The organism is Brevibacillus nigriterrae (assembly GCF_049846925.1).
GTDB lineage: Bacteria > Bacillota > Bacilli > Brevibacillales > Brevibacillaceae > Brevibacillus_H.
On record NZ_JBNCMT010000045.1, the window covers coordinates 21,684 to 36,448 of the forward strand.

Genomic DNA, 14,765 nt, shown 5'->3' on the forward strand with positions numbered 1-14,765 from the left:
TCAGTTCTACCTCAAGTCGGAGGGGTTTCATGTTAGAGAAATTGTTACCGAATGAATTCGTCGATTCCGTCTTCGATATAGATGTTCAGCAGCTCCTTGATCGGAATGTCAAAGCGATTATTACGGATTTGGATAACACACTTGTTGAGTGGCATCGGCCTCTAGCAACGCCCGAAATCGAAGAATGGCTGATCAAAATGACGCAGGCAGGGATTCAGGTTACGGTTGTATCCAACAACAAGCAAAACCGTGTGCAAGCGTTTTGTGAACCACTTGGCATCAACTTCATCTGGTCCGCTCGCAAACCAACCAATCAGGCATTCCATAAAGCAGTTAAGGATATGAACGTGTCGATCGCTGAAACAGTTGTGATCGGGGACCAATTATTTACTGACGTCCTTGGTGGAAATTTGCTGGGGTTTCATACGATACTGGTCGTCCCAGTAACCAGCAGTGATGGATTTTTCACCCGATTCAATCGAAAACTGGAGAAGGTCGCTCTCTATTGGATGAAAAAGAAAGGAATGATCTCATGGGAGAACAGACCATGACCGAGCAAGATAAAATCTCATGCGCAGGCTGCGGCATTCCGATTCAGACAGAAGATAAATCAAAGCCCGGGTTTACACCCACCTCTGCTCTTGAACGTGAAATTGTCATTTGTCAACGCTGCTACCGGATCAAACATTACAACGAAGTAGCGCCTGTAGGCATGGACGATGATGATTTTTTACGCATATTAAATAGCATTGGAGCAACCGATAGCCTTGTCGTTATGGTTGTTGATATTTTCGATTTCCATGGCTCTTGGCTGAGAGGACTGCCCCGTTTTGTAGGCAAAAACCCAATTTTGCTGGTTGGCAACAAAGTTGATCTGTTACCTGCTAATATTAATGTAAACCGTGTGAAAAACTGGATGCAGCACGAATCCAAGGAGCTTGGCCTGAAGCCGGAAGATGTGGTGCTCGTCAGTGCAGCCAAAGGGATTGGCATCGATCAGCTACTTTCCCGGATTGGTCAACTGCGTAAGGGAAGAAATGTACATATCGTCGGGGTAACCAACGTAGGCAAATCTACGTTAATTAATCGCATTGTACGAGATTATGGCTCGACAGATATGGAAATCACAACTTCTCCATTCCCAGGCACAACACTCGACAAAATTGAAATCCCGCTGGAAGATGGAAGTTCCCTCTATGATACACCGGGAATCATCAATCGAGACCAGATCGGGCATATGATCAGTGCACAAGATTTACAGGTGATTACACCAAAGTCGCGGATCAAGCCAAGAGTGTTTCAATTAGACGACAAACAATCGTTATTCATTGGCGGACTTGCCCGTGTAGATTTTGTGAAAGGGGAGCATCAACCGCTCGTCTTTTACGTAGCCAATAATCTGCAAATTCACCGAACCAAGCTGGAGAAGGCAGAAGAGTTGCTGGAAAAACATCATGGCGGTCTACTCGCACCGCCTTCTGGGGAAGCAGCAAAACAACTTCCGCCATTTACGAGACACACATTAAAGATACAAGCAGGAACACCGACAGATATCGTCATTGCCGGACTTGGCTGGATCACGCTGCAAGGCAAATATCCTGCTTCTATCGAGGTCCATATTCCCAAAGGTGTTCGAATCGGAACTCGCAAGGCATTGATTTAATGGAGCGTGCTTTGCCCCTTCGCAAAAAGAAGGGGCTTTTGCAGTGGAGATTTATTTCGGGGAGAAGGGAGAAAGAAAAATTGATCATTACTAGCAAAACACAGCTTGTGGGGTTATTCGGCCATCCCGTCTCACATTCTCAGTCACCCTTGATGCATAATGCGGCATTTCGAGAAAAACGCTTGAATTATGCTTACGCAGCCTTCGATGTAGCACCTGAACGGTTACATGAAGCGGTTGCCGGGATTCGTGGCTTAGGTCTCCGAGGGGTTAACGTAACCATTCCGCATAAAATAACCATCTTGCCGCTATTAGATGAGATTGATCCGCTTGCGCTTCGCATCGGTGCGGTAAATACGGTTGTCAATCAAAACGGCCGCTTAATTGGCTATAATACAGATGGAATGGGATATGTTCGATCGCTTGTAGAAGAGACAGGGCTCCTTTTAGCTGATCAGGTAGTGACTCTTGTTGGTGCTGGAGGTGCCGCTCGTGCGGTGGCCTGCACGCTCGCAGATAAAGGTGTGAAGGAAATCCGGATTATAAACCGTTCCAGGGAGAAAGCCAAACTGCTAGCCGATCACTTGCGTCTGCTAGTACCAGCAAGCGCACTGGAACCGTCTGAATTTAAGGACGCCGTCCATTCATCAACACTATTGATTAACACGACTTCGATTGGAATGTACCCCAATATAAATGAGATGCCAATTGCAGCAGAGTGGCTGCACGATCAGTTGATTGTCAGCGACTTGATTTATAACCCGTTGGAGACCAAACTGTTAGCGACAGCAAAACAGGCTGGTGCACTCACCCATTCCGGGGTAGGAATGTTTGTCAACCAGGGGGCACTTGCTTTCGAGCTGTGGACAGGGGAAGAAGCACCAGTTGATTTAATGAGAGAAACTGTTTTAGCGCAATTACGTCAAGGAGGAAACTAGATGTTAACCGGAAAACAAAAAAGATACTTGCGTTCAATGGCCCACCACCTGACTCCGATTTTTCAAGTTGGAAAAGGTGGCGTGAATGAAAATATGGTCAAACAAATCAAAGAAGCCCTGGAGGTAAGAGAATTACTGAAGGTTTCTATTTTGTCGAATAATGATGATGACAAGCATGATGTAGCACATGCTCTGGCAGAAGGTGCGGACGCAGAATTAGTACAACTGATTGGTCATACTGTTGTATTGTATAAAGAATCAACAGAGCATAAGACCATTACACTTCCTTAAGGGAAGGAATCGTTTGCATGAAGAAGCGTGTAGGGATCATGGGAGGCACATTTAATCCCATTCATAACGGACACCTATTGATTGCAGAGCAAGCGAAAGAACAGATGAACTTGGATGAAATCTGGTTCATGCCTGCCAGAATCCCGCCGCACAAGCAGAATACAGGAATAGTTTCGGTGGAGCACCGGGTGAACATGGTCAATCTGGCTATCGCCGATCATCCGCAGTTTTTCCTCTCAACGATTGAGCTGGACCGGGAAGGACCGTCCTATACAGTCGATACGCTGGAAGAAGTAACGGCAACCTATCCTGACTTCTCGTTCTTTTTTATCGCAGGTGGGGATATGCTGACAACTTTGCCCAAGTGGCATCGATTTGATGATCTGGTGCAACTCGTACAGTTTATCGGCTTTGATCGCCCGGGGAGCTCCTTCGAACGAATGGATAGTAAAGCGAACATCACCTACCTGACGCTTCCCAAATGGGAGATTTCATCAACAGGTATTCGAGAAATGGCTAAGCGGCACCGCAGCCTGCGTTACCTTGTTCCCTCTTCAGTAGAAAGCTATATAAAGGAGCAAAAACTTTATGATTAAAGGGACTCAGCGTGACAAGCTGTTGACACAAGTTCGTGCACAAATGAATGAAAAGCGGTATGTTCATACGCTTGGGGTTGCCGAGACCGCCCGATCGTTGGCAGAAAAGTACGGTGCTGATCCTGATAAGGCCGAGCTTGCCGGATATGTTCACGATTATTGCAAGTGCTGGCCTGTGACAAGACTTCATGAGTTTTTACTTCGCTATGATATTGCGCAAGATATTGTTGATGGGGAAAAGGAACTGTGGCATGCGTTTGTCGGAGCCATCGTTGTACAAACCGAACTGGGGATCACAGACACTGATATCCTTCAGGCGGTTCGTTACCATACTACAGGCAGAGCAGGAATGTCACTGCTTGAAAAAGTGGTCTGTGTAGCCGATTATATCGAACCGAATCGGGATTACCCGGGTGTAGAAGAGGTTCGCAAGCTGGCCGAAACCAGTCTGGATCAAGCACTTGCCCAAGGGTTAGGGTCTACGATGCGATTCCTGCTCGAACAGAAAAAATCGATTCATCCACTGACCTTGTTAGCATATAACGACGTCATTTCCAAACGATAAAACCAAAGACGTTTTTCATAGAAAAGAGCTCGAAAGTGAGCGAATAAGGAGGAATTAGATGGTACATGTAGTGGAAGACTTGGCGAAATTGGTAGTGAAAGCGGCAGAAGATAAAAAAGCAGATAAAGTGGTGGTAATGGACATTAGCAAGCTGTCAGTCATTGCTGAGTACTTCATTATCTGTAACGGAAACAACGAACGTCAGGTTCAGGCGATTGTAACGGAAATCCGGGATCAAGCTCACAAAAACGGTTACAACGTAAAAGGAATTGAAGGCGCTGAAGAAGGTCGTTGGGTATTGGTTGACCTCGGAGATGTAGTTGTACACGTATTCCATCGGGAAGAACGCGATTTCTACAACATTGAGAGACTGTGGAGTGACGCCAACATTGTCACACTGACAGAAAAAGCGTAGACGATGGCTTACACGCACCTCGCTCAAGTATACGACGCCTTGATGCAGGATTCTCCTTATGATCGCTGGCTTTCCTGGGTCAGCGATTTTTGGCGTCAGCATGGACAGCCCAAAACGGTGATTGATCTTGGCTGCGGGACGGGAAGCATAGCGATTCCATTGGCAAAACAGGGGTACTTGGTGTATGGAGTAGACCTGTCAAGTGAGATGCTGGCAATGGCCTATGAAAAAGCGAGTCACGAGCAAGTGAACATTCGCTGGCTCGAACAGGATATGAGTGAACTCAATGCACCCAAAGCAGATTCAATCATCTCACTGTGCGACTCGCTTAGTTATCTGACAGACGAGGAAGATGTGAAAAGCACCTTCCAACGAGTATTCGAACATCTCAATCCCGGTGGATACTTTTTATTTGACGTACATAGCCCGTTCAAAATCACACGGTTTTTCGGTGACAATACCTTTTCCCTGGTAGAAGAAGAGTTAGCTTATATTTGGAACTGTTTCTGTGATACTGACAGGCTTGAGGTTGAGCATCAGCTCACATTTTTTGTCCGCCAGAACAACGGCTTGTTTGAACGATTAGAGGAATCCCATTTCCAGCGAGCGTATCAGCCAACCAAAATGATTCAATGGTTGAGAGATGCGGGATTCACTGATCTGAAATTGACTGCTGATTTCGAGAATTTGCCGCCTCATCATGAGAGTGAGCGCCTATTTTATGTCGCCAGGCGTCCGCAAGATTGACAGCAACAGGAGTATTTGACTATAATCTTTTCAATGAATCAGATTGATTTTCGATAAAAATCGACAAATGCAACGATGAGGAGTAGTAAGCTCGACATTGGTTTTAAGAGAGTTGACGGCTGGTGTGAGTCAACCCGATGACGATCTGAACTCGCCTCTAAGCACTTTTGCCCAAGGATGACAAACCTCCTGGCTTGTTACCTGTGTAAGCAAAAGCGATTCTCTCCACGTTACGGAGATCAAGGAGGATGAATGCGTTGTAGCGTGTTCATCAATTTGGGTGGTACCGCGGGAAATTTACTCTCGTCCCTTTCAGCGTAAGGCTGTTTGTGGATGGGAGTTTTTTTATTTCGACCGTAAGTGGTATGGCGGGATTTCATTTAAGGAGGAACAAGAAATGGCAAGAGTGTACAATCCAGAGAACATCGAGCAAAAATGGCAAAACAACTGGGTCGAAAAGAAAAGTCATCGGACCAATGAAGATGAACAGAAACCAAAATTTTATTGTCTCGAACAATTTCCATACCCATCCGGAAGACTTCATATGGGGCATATGCGTGTATATTCCATCGGAGACATTATTGCCCGGTTGAAACGAATGAATGGATACCAGGTCCTGCACCCAATGGGGTGGGATGCATTCGGTCTGCCTGCTGAGAATGCAGCAGTCAAGTTTGGAGCAGCTCCGGCGAAGTGGACGTATGAGAACATCGATTTCATGAAACATCAGTTAAACCGTCTCGGTGTAAGCATCGATTGGTCAAGAGAGGTTACGACCTGTGCTCCAAATTACTACCACTGGACACAATGGCTATTCCTCAAGTTTTATGAAATGGGTCTGGCTTACCGCAAACGTGCTTTCGTCAATTGGTGCCCGGAATGCTCCACCGTATTGGCGAATGAGCAGGTAATTGACGGCTTGTGCTGGCGCTGTGATTCCGAGGTAACCAAAAAAGATCTGGAGCAATGGTTTTTCCGAATTACCGACTATGCCGACCGTTTGTTGACTGACTTGGATAAATTGGATCGCTGGCCTGAGAAAGTCCGTACGATGCAAAAGAACTGGATTGGAAAAAGTGAAGGAGCAAATGTCGATTTTACCATTCCTGAGCTCGGGGATGAGAAAGTTACGGTCTTTACCACCCGTCCAGATACCTTGTTTGGTGTGACTTATATGGTAGTCGCACCTGAGCATCCACTGGTTGAGCAGTTGATCGCAGGCAAGCCACAGGAAGCGGAAGTTCGTGGATTTGTAGCAGAGATGAAAAAAGAAAGCGATATTACACGCACCTCCACAGATGCCGAGAAAGTAGGACATTTCACAGGAGCGTATGCGAAGCATCCACTCACCGATGAATTGATTCCGATCTGGGTAGCCAATTACGTGTTGCTGGACTATGGAACAGGTGTCGTGATGGGTGTTCCGGCGCATGATGAGCGGGACTTTGCGTTTGCCAAGAAATACGACTTGCCAATCAAACCGGTCATCAATCCGGAAGATCCGAACATCATCGCAGACGAGATCGGAATTGCTGCTCCCTATACAGAAGAAGGTACTCTCATCTATTCAGGTGATTTTGATGGTTTGCCTAATCAGGAGGCCATCGGTGCTATCGGCAAGCATCTGGAGACGCTTGGTAAAGGCGGGTTGACCGTTTCGTTCCGCCTTCGTGATTGGCTTGTATCTCGCCAACGCTATTGGGGGGCACCAATTCCAATCGTCTACTGTGACAGTTGTGGTGTGGTTCCAGTGCCTTTGGAGCAATTGCCGGTTCGTTTGCCGGAGGATGTCGTGATTGACGGAAAGCGGAACCCGTTAACAACCTCCGAAGATTTCCTGCACACGTCATGTCCTTCTTGTGGTGGTCATGCAACACGGGAAACAGATACGATGGATACCTTTATCGACTCGTCCTGGTACTATTTGCGCTACACCGATTCAGGAAATGAACAACTTCCTTTCTCCAAAGAAAACGTAGACAAGTGGCTGCAAGTGGATGAGTATATTGGCGGAATTGAGCACGCGATCCTGCATCTCTTGTATTCCCGCTTCTTTACCAAGGTGTTGTACGATGCAGAGATGCTCTCCTATGACGAGCCGTTCCGCAGTTTGCTGACGCAGGGCATGGTGCTAAAAGACGGTGCCAAGATGTCCAAATCCAAAGGCAATGTGGTTAGCCCGGATGAGATGATCGAGAAGTATGGAGCCGATACGGTTCGTCTGTTTATTTTGTTTGCTGCTCCACCAGAGCGTGATCTCGATTGGACCGACACCGGAGTTGAAGGCAGCTTCCGCTTTTTGAATCGGGTATGGCGACTGGTAGACAGCTACGTGGAGCAAGGAACTCAATCAACAGTTCCTTCCTTGACGGATGACGCAGCAAAAGAGTTATACCGGATGACGCACTATGCGATCAAGAAGGTAACAGAGGATATCGGTGAACGTTATACCTTTAATACAGCGATCAGTACGATCATGGAGCTTGTCAATAAACTGTATGCATACCCTGCTGAAGCTGATAGAGGAACATACGGATATGCGATTGAAACATTGCTCGTCTTGTTGTCTCCGATCACACCGCACATTACTGCAGAACTGTGGGAAATGACAGGACACACCACATCCGTTCACGAACAAAGCTGGCCAGCCTATGATCCACAGGCACTGGTCACTGATCAGGTGGAAATTGTCATTCAGATTAACGGCAAATTGCGTGATAAGCTTGTTGTGGCAAACGGGCTGTCCAAGGAAGAGCTGGAGCAAATCGTTCTTGCGCATGATCAAACCAAACAGTTGATCGAAGGTAAAGAAATACGCAAAGTAATTGCTGTTCCAGGGAAATTGGTGAATATAGTTGTAGGATAAGGAAAAGACTCACTCCGAGCAATGGAGTGAGTCTTTTTTGGGCGAAAGATTACTCAACAAGCTGGCTCTTCATCTCATCGCAATCTTCTTCAAACTTGGCATGTGTTTTATGGAATACTTCATTGAATACACCCGGGATATGTTCTTGAAGGGCGGACAATCCTTCACCTGTTATGCCTTTTGGAACACAGACCCGTTCCTGGAGAGCAGGGAGGGAGAAGATCTCTTGTTTTAGTAAATCAGCGAAACCAATGACCATCTGAGTAGTCAAGTAGGTGGCTGCCTCTGGAGAAATCTTGTAGTCCTGCACGGCAGACTCAATCATTTGTTGCAGGATATAACTGAGGAAAGCAGGGCCACAACTGCTGATATCAGAAGCAATTCGCAGGAACGTTTGTTTTACTTCAATAGGGCGAGAAATATGGGAGACAAGTGAAAGAATCGTTTGGCGGACTCCTTCTGTCACCTGTGAGCCAAACTCGATCAGCGTTAAACCACTACTAGCGGCATTTGTAATACTCGGAACGACCCGAATCACTGGACAAGGTACCAATTGTTCCAGATCAGCTATGTCAACCGGACTGGTAATGGTAATGAGAATCTGCTCTGCCCTGAAATGCTGCTTCACTTGTTGGAGCACCTGACGATACTCAAACGGTTTTACACAAAGAAAGAGAATGTCGCATTTTTCAACAACTTCACTATTACTTTCTGCAATCGAAATGCCTCGATACTCTTGTGCTAAAGAAAGTGCTTTAGAGGGCGTGCGATTGTAGGCAATGATTTGTTCAGGGGATAAGGCACGGGAAGTGATAAATGAACGAATCAAAATACTTCCCATACTGCCCGTACCAATAAATCCAACTTGCATAAATAATCCCTCCACAAGTCATCTTCTCATACAAATCATATGATGAGAGGTCTTGGCTCATGCCTGACAACATACTAGAGTGTCTGGATGTTAATAAAAATACATAGAAATAAATAAAGTAAACCAGGTTAAACAGCAAGTAATAACCGACAAGTATATATTATTCTGATATACATAAGATGTGACTTTATGCACAATTTTTGTAACTGTTATTCAAAAAAAAATAATTCGAAAAGAATAAATATTGATAAAATTCAAAATATGATATAAATTACTTTTGTGAGGATAACAGGACAATTTGTTGAAAACGCAAACAAATCTAAAGTTGGGGAATAATTCCAGTTTAGCGATTGAGGAGGTGTTTTTATTTTCATCGGATTCGGTATGAATGAATGACTCTCCAATATTTAGTAAGATGTCTCTCACAAAAAAAGTATCTAATATCAGGAGGGGATCCTATTGACGAAAAAGGATTGGAAGAACGTTGAACAATCATCTTCATTCCAAGAACTAATCCGCCAAAAGAAGGCATTTATCATTCCTGCAACGATATTTTTTATCATTTTCTACTTTACTCTCCCCATTTTAACCGCTTATACAACTATCCTGAACGGCAAGGCAATCGGAGTGATCAACTGGGCTTACATATATGCTTTTGCACAATTTGCTATGACGTGGATTCTTTGCCATATGTACATGAGCAAAGCCAATCACTTTGACAAGCTCGTTGACGAAGTGAAGAAATCTGCGTCAGAGAAAGGAGTGAAAGCTGGATGAATGCAACTGCATTTTCATTCTTTATCGGAATTATCATTTTAACTCTTTTAATTACTTATTGGGCTGCCAAGAAAAATAACTCAACGAGTGAATTCTATGTTGCAGGTGGGAATATCACGGGCTGGCAAAACGGCTTGGCTATTGCAGGAGATTACATGTCGGCAGCTTCCTTCCTCGGAATCGCAGGAGCGATTGCACTTAACGGTTTTAGTGGATTCTTCTATTCGATTGGTTACCTCGTAGCCTATCTGGTGGTACTCTTCCTGGTAGCAGAGCCACTCCGTAACCTTGGTAAATACACAATGGCAGACATGATCGCTGCCCGTTTCAATGCAAAAGCCATTCGCTCGACTGCCGCTCTCAACACATTGGCGATCAGCACATTTTACATGATTGCCCAGTTGGTTGGTGCAGGTGCTATTATCAAACTGTTACTCGGGATTGATTATTCAATAGCCATTATCATCATTGGTATCCTTATGACAATCTACGTAGTAGCAGGTGGCATGCTCGCAACAACATGGGTACAAATTGTAAAGGCCGTATTGTTGATGGGTGGTACATTTGCGCTTTCTCTAATGGTTCTCGCCCATTTCGACTTCAATCCGGTTGGATTATTTAACGAAGTGGCAGCAAAGGTAGGAGAGAAGGCTGTACTTCCTCCAGCACCTACTACATTCCTCGCAGGAGTAGATGTTGTTTCCTTGAATCTTGCATTAGTACTTGGAACCGCAGGACTGCCTCATATACTCATCCGATTCTTATCCGTACCGAATGCGATAACAGCTCGAAAATCGATCGTAATTGCAACATGGATTATCGGATTATTCTATCTGATGACACCAATTCTTGGTTACGGCGCTGCTTACTTTGTTGGTTCAGATGCGATTGTAGCAGCTAATAAAGCAGGTAACCTAGCAGCTCCGCAATTAGCGGCATTCCTGGGAGGCAATATCTTCCTTGCGTTCATCTCTGCTGTAGCATTTGCAACCATCCTGGCTGTAGTAGCAGGTTTGGTTATCTCTGCGGCAAGTGCGTTTGCGCATGACTTCTATTCCAATGTATTGCGTCAAGGCAAAGCAACTGAACAAGAACAAATGAAAGCGGCACGTTGGGCTTCTGTAGGGATTGCCATCTTCTCCATCCTGTTGGCTCTTGGGGCGAAGAACTTCAACGTTTCGTATCTCGTTGCCCTTGCATTCTGCGTGGCAGCAAGTGCGAACCTGCCAGTTATTCTTCTGACGATCTTCTGGAAGAAATTCAATACATCGGGAGCGGTCGCAGGGATGTTGACTGGACTGATCGGCTCGGTTGGATTGATTCTACTCAGCCCGAACGTCATGGGTGAAGCAGCCATCTTCCCGTTGAAAAATCCAGCCGTTATCTCCGTGCCACTCGGATTTTTGGCCTGCTATCTCGGTTCAGTACTGAGTGGCGGAGCGAAACAAACGGATGAAGAGAAGTACACAGAAATCTTTGTTCAAGCCAATACCGGTATCAAGAAAGTAGGCTAATTTCATATCGATTGGCAGGCTCTCGTAACAATTGTTGCGAGGGCTTTTTTGTATTTATTATCCACGAGTCGTTGCGCTTTTTCCTGCAACCTGTTGTTAAGTGTTTGTTAAGTGACATTTGTTACCATGAAATATAGGGAAATTTGTAAAAAAAGAGATAGGAGGTTGAGTAACAATGCAAAATCCAGTACATTCGCAAATTTTTACAAAAATAAAGGCTCTTCAATCATGATCGAGAGACATAGTGTTACAAAGGCTGATGAGTCATTCCTCTTTCAAGTGTTTAAGGAAACAAGAGAGGAAGAGATGCGGGCAATTGGCTGGGACATGGAAGAGTGTGAAACGTTTCTTCGGATGCAGTTCGATATGCAGAAGCGTTCCTATGCACTGCAGTTTCCTTCCGCAGATCATGAGATTATCCGGCTGGACAAGATGCGAGTAGGGCAAATACTGACGGAAATCACGGATCAATCCATACGAGTCATTGATATATCACTGCTTGCTGACTATCGAAACAAAGGAATAGGAACACACTTGATCAGTGATATTCAGGCGAGAGCAGAGGTAATGGAGAAGGCAGTGCAATTGCATGTCATGTACAATAATCCAGCACAAAATTTGTATGAACGGCTAGGGTTTCATGTAACTGGTGAAAAAATGCCCTATCTTGCCATGGAGTGGCAGGCGGGTAAATAACAGAACGAGACAGGGAAGGAGCTTTCGAATGAGTGATCAATATTTAGGCGAAATTAGAATGTTTTCCGGTGATTATCCCCCAGCAGGCTGGGCATTTTGCAATGGGCAAGAGCTACTGATCAGTCAAAATACCAAATTGTACACTCTGATTGGCACGACATACGGAGGAGATGGACAGACGAAATTTAATCTGCCTGACTTGCGGGGTAGAATTCCGATTCATATGGGAATAAGTTCTTTATCAAGTGCGACTTATGCTCTCGGACAGAAAGAAGGAACAGAGACGGTGACGTTGACTACATCGCAGATTCCAGCGCATACGCATACCGTTAACGCTCAGTCTGCTGGAACAACTATAGAAGCAAAGAATAATTATTGGGCGACCAGCTCAATTAATCAATATGCACAGGGGACCTCTGACGCCGTGATGAATGCTGCAGCCATTCAACCTGCAGGCGGAAATCTTCCTCATAATAACATGATGCAGTTTCTTGCAGTGAATTTTATCATTGCACTGACAGGAACGAATCTACAGGAGAAATAGAGAAACACAAATTTATTGGGAGGGATTCACATGTCAGAACCATTCATTGGTGAAATTCGGATGTTTTCCATGAAAAATGTGCCAAAAGGCTGGGCGATGTGCAATGGCCAGCTTTTACCCGTTAATGGAAATGAGGTACTCTTTTTCATTCTTGGAACCAAATTTGGCGGGGATGGAAAAACAACATTTGCGTTGCCGAATTTACAAGGGAGAGTTCCAAGACTAGTAGATTCAAAGTTGATTGGAGAAGCAAATGGTGAGGAGTATCATACGTTGACCGTAGCAGAAATGCCTGCCCATACTCATCTGGCATCTGCATCAGCAAGCGCAAAAAAAGGAAAAGTAGCAGGCAATTATTGGGGTTCGGGCTCAATTTCTTGTTACGGTAATGACAAAGATGTAACGATGAGCGCAAATGCACTTTCCATCACAGGGAGCAGTCAGCCTCATAGTAACATGCAGCCTTTTCTGGCACTGAATTTTTGCATTGCAACAACGGGGTTTTACCCATCTAAAAACTAAAGGAAAGAAGGAGAAAGATATGGATCCTTATTTAGGAGAAATTCGTCTATTTGCAGGTTCGTATGCGCCTGACGGATGGGCAATATGTGACGGGAGTTCCTTGCCTGTTAACAAAAATGTACCTCTGTACTCGATTATCGGCAACAAGTTTGGCGGAGACAAAAATAATTTTAATTTGCCGGATTTCAGAAATCGTGTCCCAATGTGCTTTGGAGATGGTCCTGGATTAACCAGTCGTGCATTTGCAAGTAATGCTGGACAAGATACAGTTACTTTGCTGCAAAGTCAGATACCAATTCATACACATCTCCCTTGTGGAGTTCAAACACAAACACTCAAAGAACCTGCGGGAGCAGTATGGGCGAATTCAGATGGCAGAATGGGAGCGAATGTATATTCGGATACTGCAGATACAACGATGAATGCAGGAGCTATAGATGCAGTGGGAGGAAGTCAGGCGCACAATAATATGCAACCCTACCTTGGATTGAATTTTATCATTGCATTACAAGGAAATTATCCATCGAAAGGTTGATGAATATGCTTGGAGGAGGGAGGAAGAAGTGAAAAAAATCCTTTATCTACTATTATGTTTGATGTTCCTGTCTCAGAATTTTCTGAGCGTTCCTATCATTCATGCAGGATCATATACAAAGGCACCAGCGAAAGACGGAATATGGGATGCGGGAGGATACTGGATGGATGAACCTGAGAACTTTGTTGGTTTTTCAGGAGATGCGGAATATGGAGTGGAAAAATCAGCCATTCAATTCAATTTGACCGACATCAATGAAGCTGTTTCGAAGGCTACATTGCGTTTCTATGTAACCGAAATTCAAGATCTTAATCTAGCAGACTCGGCAGTTCCCATCGTCAAGGTGTATGGTTCCAGCATCAATTCATGGGGTGCTTCCTTTCCAAAAAATCCTGGTGATCCTCTATTGAACCCGACTGACACTGGTGTTACGAAGGGACAGTGGAAAGAACTTGAAGTAACTGGTTTTGTACAAACCCGGATGAGTGCAGATAAAGTTGTAACATTTGCATTAGTCGGTGAAGAAGTAGTGCCGGGTGTGCAATTCATGTTTGCTTCGGATAACTTTCCTTTTACTTCCTTAAGGCCACAACTTGTGCTTTCAACGGGAACTGTTGACATCACGTCGGTGACGAGTCCGTCCGCAAAAACCGGACTACCTAATGGAACAGCTAAAAATGCGACTGCACTAGGTTTGCCTTCACAAGTGGAAGTCACCTTGAGTGACAGCAGTAAAACCAATGTAGACGTAAGCTGGGATGTTGTGAGTACAACGTATAATCCAGCGACAAAGACAGCGCAGACGTTTACTGTAACAGGAACATTAACCAATCTGCCAAGCAACGTGACAAATACAACTAACAAAACAGCGAGTATCAGTGTGACAGTGGATGCGGAGCCGACGAAGGATATCTTGTCGGTGAAAAACCCAACAGCGATAACAGGACTTGCCAATGGTACCACCAAAACAGTAGCTGCCCTGGGATTGCCAGCGGAAGTAGAAGTCACCTTGGACGATAGCAGTAAAATCAATGTGGACGTGAGTTGGGATGTTGCGAGTACAACCTACAATCCAGCAACAAAGACGGCGCAGACGTTTACTGTAACAGGAACACTAACCAATCTGCCAAGCAATGTCACAAATACGACCAACAAAACAGCGAGCATCAGCGTAACGGTGGATGCAGAGGTGGTGGCGACAAAGGACATCACAGCGGTGGCGAGC

At 45.0% G+C, this 14,765-nt stretch carries 17 protein-coding genes and 1 other annotated feature; of the genes, 16 read left to right on the top strand and 1 reads right to left on the bottom strand.

Annotation, left to right across the window (positions count from 1 at the left end; genetic code table 11):
• The first annotated feature begins 29 nt into the window (after positions 1-29).
• The 9 genes from ACPW7N_RS23930 to leuS all read left to right on the top strand — a co-directional run bounded on the left by ACPW7N_RS23930 (position 30) and on the right by leuS (position 8,081).
• Entirely contained in the window at positions 30-551 is a 522-nt protein-coding gene (locus tag ACPW7N_RS23930) for a YqeG family HAD IIIA-type phosphatase (protein ID WP_425654055.1), read from the top strand.
• Positions 548-1,663, top strand: a complete 1,116-nt coding sequence (yqeH, locus tag ACPW7N_RS23935; protein ID WP_425654058.1) for a ribosome biogenesis GTPase YqeH — start codon at positions 548-550, stop codon at positions 1,661-1,663. Before ACPW7N_RS23930 ends, yqeH begins: the two co-directional genes overlap by 4 nt.
• A gap of 83 nt (positions 1,664-1,746) precedes the next feature.
• Positions 1,747-2,601, top strand: a complete 855-nt coding sequence (locus ACPW7N_RS23940) for a shikimate dehydrogenase (RefSeq protein WP_425654090.1) — start codon at positions 1,747-1,749, stop codon at positions 2,599-2,601.
• Positions 2,602-2,892, top strand: coding sequence for a ribosome assembly RNA-binding protein YhbY (gene yhbY, locus ACPW7N_RS23945; protein WP_425654059.1), 291 nt, complete (start codon positions 2,602-2,604; stop codon positions 2,890-2,892). It abuts the gene before it with no gap.
• A 17-nt stretch (positions 2,893-2,909) separates the two neighbouring features.
• Positions 2,910-3,488, top strand: a complete 579-nt coding sequence (locus ACPW7N_RS23950; RefSeq protein ID WP_425654060.1) for a nicotinate-nucleotide adenylyltransferase — start codon at positions 2,910-2,912, stop codon at positions 3,486-3,488.
• Positions 3,481-4,053: a bis(5'-nucleosyl)-tetraphosphatase (symmetrical) YqeK gene (yqeK, locus tag ACPW7N_RS23955; protein ID WP_425654062.1), complete on the top strand. Its 573-nt coding sequence runs from the start codon at positions 3,481-3,483 to the stop codon at positions 4,051-4,053. Before ACPW7N_RS23950 ends, yqeK begins: the two co-directional genes overlap by 8 nt.
• A gap of 58 nt (positions 4,054-4,111) precedes the next feature.
• Positions 4,112-4,468 (top strand): ribosome silencing factor, encoded by a 357-nt coding sequence (gene rsfS, locus ACPW7N_RS23960; RefSeq protein ID WP_425654064.1) that lies wholly within the window; start codon positions 4,112-4,114, stop codon positions 4,466-4,468.
• Between the two features lie 3 nt (positions 4,469-4,471).
• Positions 4,472-5,215: a class I SAM-dependent DNA methyltransferase gene (locus ACPW7N_RS23965; RefSeq protein WP_425654066.1), complete on the top strand. Its 744-nt coding sequence runs from the start codon at positions 4,472-4,474 to the stop codon at positions 5,213-5,215.
• 63 nt (positions 5,216-5,278) lie between these two features.
• Positions 5,279-5,529 (top strand) — a binding site (T-box leader).
• 83 nt (positions 5,530-5,612) lie between these two features.
• A complete protein-coding gene (gene leuS / locus ACPW7N_RS23970; protein WP_425654067.1) occupies positions 5,613-8,081 on the top strand; it encodes a leucine--tRNA ligase in 2,469 nt (822 codons plus the stop codon).
• Between the two features lie 49 nt (positions 8,082-8,130).
• Here leuS and comER read toward each other — a convergent pair whose 3' ends face one another.
• Complete coding sequence (gene comER / locus ACPW7N_RS23975; protein ID WP_425654069.1) at positions 8,131-8,952, bottom strand: late competence protein ComER; 822 nt, start codon at positions 8,950-8,952, stop codon at positions 8,131-8,133.
• 459 nt (positions 8,953-9,411) lie between these two features.
• Between comER and ACPW7N_RS23980 the strand changes: the two genes are divergently transcribed.
• The 7 genes from ACPW7N_RS23980 to ACPW7N_RS24010 all read left to right on the top strand — a co-directional run.
• Complete coding sequence (locus ACPW7N_RS23980; protein WP_425654071.1) at positions 9,412-9,729, top strand: DUF485 domain-containing protein; 318 nt, start codon at positions 9,412-9,414, stop codon at positions 9,727-9,729.
• Positions 9,726-11,243: a solute symporter family protein gene (locus tag ACPW7N_RS23985; RefSeq protein WP_425654073.1), complete on the top strand. Its 1,518-nt coding sequence runs from the start codon at positions 9,726-9,728 to the stop codon at positions 11,241-11,243. The genes ACPW7N_RS23980 and ACPW7N_RS23985 overlap by 4 nt, the downstream gene beginning before the upstream one ends.
• A 165-nt stretch (positions 11,244-11,408) precedes the next feature.
• Entirely contained in the window at positions 11,409-11,939 is a 531-nt protein-coding gene (locus tag ACPW7N_RS23990) for a GNAT family N-acetyltransferase (protein ID WP_425654074.1), read from the top strand.
• A 28-nt stretch (positions 11,940-11,967) separates the two neighbouring features.
• Positions 11,968-12,483 carry a phage tail protein gene (locus ACPW7N_RS23995; protein ID WP_425654076.1) on the top strand — a complete coding sequence of 172 codons (516 nt, stop codon included), beginning with the start codon at positions 11,968-11,970 and terminating at the stop codon, positions 12,481-12,483.
• Between the two features lie 30 nt (positions 12,484-12,513).
• Positions 12,514-13,005 carry a phage tail protein gene (locus tag ACPW7N_RS24000; RefSeq protein WP_425654077.1) on the top strand — a complete coding sequence of 164 codons (492 nt, stop codon included), beginning with the start codon at positions 12,514-12,516 and terminating at the stop codon, positions 13,003-13,005.
• 19 nt (positions 13,006-13,024) lie between these two features.
• Positions 13,025-13,540: a phage tail protein gene (locus ACPW7N_RS24005; RefSeq protein ID WP_425654078.1), complete on the top strand. Its 516-nt coding sequence runs from the start codon at positions 13,025-13,027 to the stop codon at positions 13,538-13,540.
• A 28-nt stretch (positions 13,541-13,568) separates the two neighbouring features.
• Positions 13,569-14,765 (top strand): Ig-like domain-containing protein (locus ACPW7N_RS24010; protein ID WP_425654080.1); only part of this gene is annotated, 1,197 nt, incomplete at its 3' end.